2 protein-coding genes and 1 tRNA gene are annotated in these 2,980 nt (G+C 57.5%); 1 reads left to right on the top strand and 2 read right to left on the bottom strand.

Annotated elements, in window-relative coordinates:
* Positions 1-215: 215 nt before the first annotated feature.
* Positions 216-1,091: a LuxR C-terminal-related transcriptional regulator gene (locus CQ12_RS18855; protein ID WP_057836808.1), complete on the bottom strand. Its 876-nt coding sequence runs from the start codon at positions 1,089-1,091 to the stop codon at positions 216-218.
* 687 nt (positions 1,092-1,778) lie between these two features.
* Here CQ12_RS18855 and CQ12_RS18850 point away from each other — a divergent pair.
* Positions 1,779-2,471, top strand: a complete 693-nt coding sequence (locus tag CQ12_RS18850; protein ID WP_057836807.1) for a LuxR C-terminal-related transcriptional regulator — start codon at positions 1,779-1,781, stop codon at positions 2,469-2,471.
* Between the two features lie 163 nt (positions 2,472-2,634).
* On the opposite strand, the gene CQ12_RS18845 is transcribed toward CQ12_RS18850, so the two are convergent.
* Positions 2,635-2,719, bottom strand: a tRNA-Leu gene (locus tag CQ12_RS18845).
* Between the last annotated feature and the right edge of the window lie 261 nt (positions 2,720-2,980).

The raw sequence follows: 2,980 nt of genomic DNA, 5'->3' as shown, positions 1-2,980 counted from the left end.
AACGTCATCCTCTCAGCCGTCGGCCACAACTTCCGCCGCATCCTCGCCTGGCTCAGAGTACTCTTGTCCCTGTTCCTGGTCCGCCTATGGCGCATCCTCGCATGTCCGACCACGATCAATTCAGCTTCTTAACGGACGACGCTGTAAGCGTTTCGATTGGCACAACTCGATCCGCGCCGGCGCAACGTGTGCAAGGCCGTCGGCGCCTGCTCCGCCTATTTGCCGAGCCGCACCACTGCATTAGGTCTTCGGCTGATGTTCTTGCGCATCAGGCTGATACCAGGAACCTCGACGTGACTTGCCTGGTGCGCGGGTCCCTCGATTTGCTTGATGTCCGAGACCATTTCGATCGAACTTGGCAGCTGTTCGCATGCATTAGAGCCGTCATTCGTCGGTCGTACCAGTGAACCGTTGTTCATCCCCCAGATTGCCGCCTGGGTCCGGTTCTGGACTCGGATCTTGCGAAGGATCGCCTTGACGTGGACCTTAACGGTCGCTTCCGCGATGTCGATCTTGCGCGCGATGGACTTGTTGGAATCGCCCGCGATCAGGCATTCCATGATCGATTTTTCGCGGGGGGACAATTGCTGCGTAATGCGGTCCGTCGTGAAGGCGATAGCCCGATCATTGCCGTTGCGCGGCTCGGCCTTGGCGAAGTGGTCGCCTTCAGAGTCGAGAATGGATGACATGAATGCCGGCGGAAAGATCGTTTCGCCCATCATTACCAGTTCGATGGATTTGACGAATACATCGCACGTCATGACGTCGATGAAATAGCCGCTGGCGCCCGCCCGAAATGCCGACACCATCTCGTCCAGCCGATAGTGATCGGCCACGACCGCAATGCGTGCTTTCGGATGCCGCTCCTTGAGGAGCTCGATTTGTTCGACCGCGGATTCGAAATCGTCGCCCGAATGGACAATGAGAACCAGCGATGGATGTGATTGGAGTTTGTTCGGTGACAAGTCATCTACGCTTGACACCGAAGCGAGGGTGCGAAAATTTGCCGCGCTTAGAATTCTGGCAATCCCCTCCCTGATTAGAACGCTTTTCCCGACGATGAATGTTGCAAAACCTTGCCGCCTCGGCATTTTACTCTCCCAGCCTTTACGCAAATGACAATCTCTGAAAACACTGTGAGTTGAAGTCTTGAATTCACGATTTGGCCTTGAATTAGCGGTTTTTTTGATCGTTTGAGTTGTGCCCTCCGTCGTTTCTTTTCTGAAATTTGGTGGGTTCAGTCGCGGTAGAATTGGTCCTCCTCTACAACATCGGGTTGGTAATTTCCGCTGGTCGAAAAATCGGTAAGCGTTTGTTGAATGTTAGATTCGAATTAGCGCTATCCCTATATACCTTTGGTTATAGGCCTTCCGGACATGCCGAGGTATGTCGCTCGTAATAGTAAACGTCGTTTGGCGTGTCGCAGCCGACATTCTGTGCGTGAGCAAAGGGCGGGAAGTCCATCGCGCGTTGTAGGAATTCGATCCAGCCTGCCGCGCATCAGAGTTTGATCCGCGCACGCCCTGAAGGTGGAAAGGCATACTCGTCCGGAGTACTACCGTCCCGCAGTTCTACGGGTGCCGTCGTCTTCCAGGATTGGGCAAATTGTCTGGGAGAACAGTCGAGAAGGCCCGGCCGACCCCTGCCGTTTCATTTGTTGCGATGCAGCACTGGCCGGGACCTTCATGGTGATGTATATTGTGCTGCACGAGCGGGGTGAACGAACTAAGGCCGGGGGCGCGGGGTTTTAATATTGGGGACAGGCTGAGGACTGCCCAATGCGTCGTATCACCGTCGTGATTGCGGATCGGCATCCCGTGGTTTTGAAGGGCTTGAGCAACGTGCTCGAGGCCCACTCCGATTTCAAGATTGTGGCATCCTGCACCGATGGTCAGGGCTTTGTCGAAGCAATCCGGAATCTGGCGCCGGATATCGCCGTTCTCGACGGGTTGATGCCTGGCGCAACCGGCCCGGAGATTCTCTCCATCGTTAACATCGAAAGCTTTTCCACGCGGTTCGTCTTCTTCATCTCATCTGAAGTGGAGCGTGAGCTGGTCATTTCAGCCGGGGCCGACGGTTACAGTTTCATCTCAAAGGATGTGACGCCTGAAATTCTCGTGCGGTCGTTACGCCAGGTTGCGGGAGGCCGTCGGCTGTTGCCGATGCCGACAGCCGATCAGGCGGTCGTTCGGGAGCAAAGCACGATCACGGAGAACGCACTCGCTGTGCTGACGGAGCGGGAGCGCCAGATCATGCGTCTGGTATCCGAAGGACTGTCGAACAAGGAAATTGGCCGACGCCTGAACATCAGCAACGGCACCATCAAGGTGCATCTTCATCACATTTTTCAGAAGCTTGAAATCAGCAACCGGACGGTGCTCGCCGCCATTGCGATCTCGCAGGATGACGGTGCCGGTCTTGCCCCGGAAAACGAACCTTCCCGGATTCGTCGTGGCTTGCAACAAACGTAGCGCGGGATTGGAATATCGCGGCACGAACGGGATTCACGTCGACGCACTCAATTCGTGCAAAAATACGCCGATCGGTTTTCGTACGGTGAGGCCAGGTCCGATGTGCGGGTCCAGCTGCGGCTCTGCGGGGGTTGCGCCGCTCGTTACCCGCTGGGGCGAAGCGTGGTGCCCCTGGCCGGAATCGAACCAGCACTCCTTGCGGAACTCGATTTTGAGTCGAGCGCGTCTACCAGTTCCGCCACAGGGGCCTTCGGACACGGGCTGGAGGCCGGTGCGGCGAAGCCGGCGGAATATAGCGGGCAGCGCTTCCGGGTCAACCCGCGCGGATGTGATATTGACCTGTCTCGACAGGCTGTTGGCGCCGGGATAGGACGCTGTTGCCTGTTTGAGCACCAATTGTGCTCCGGAGAACGCCCGTGACATCAGCCGCCGCCCACTCACCGTCCGTGCGCCGCGCCGCCGACCCGGCGGTCGTCGCGGCGCTGGCGGTGGCCGTGGTCGCCGCCGCC

This window comes from Bradyrhizobium jicamae, from assembly GCF_001440395.1.
Classification (GTDB): Bacteria; Pseudomonadota; Alphaproteobacteria; order Rhizobiales; family Xanthobacteraceae; genus Bradyrhizobium; species Bradyrhizobium jicamae.
This window is presented reverse-complemented; position numbering and strand designations above follow the sequence as displayed.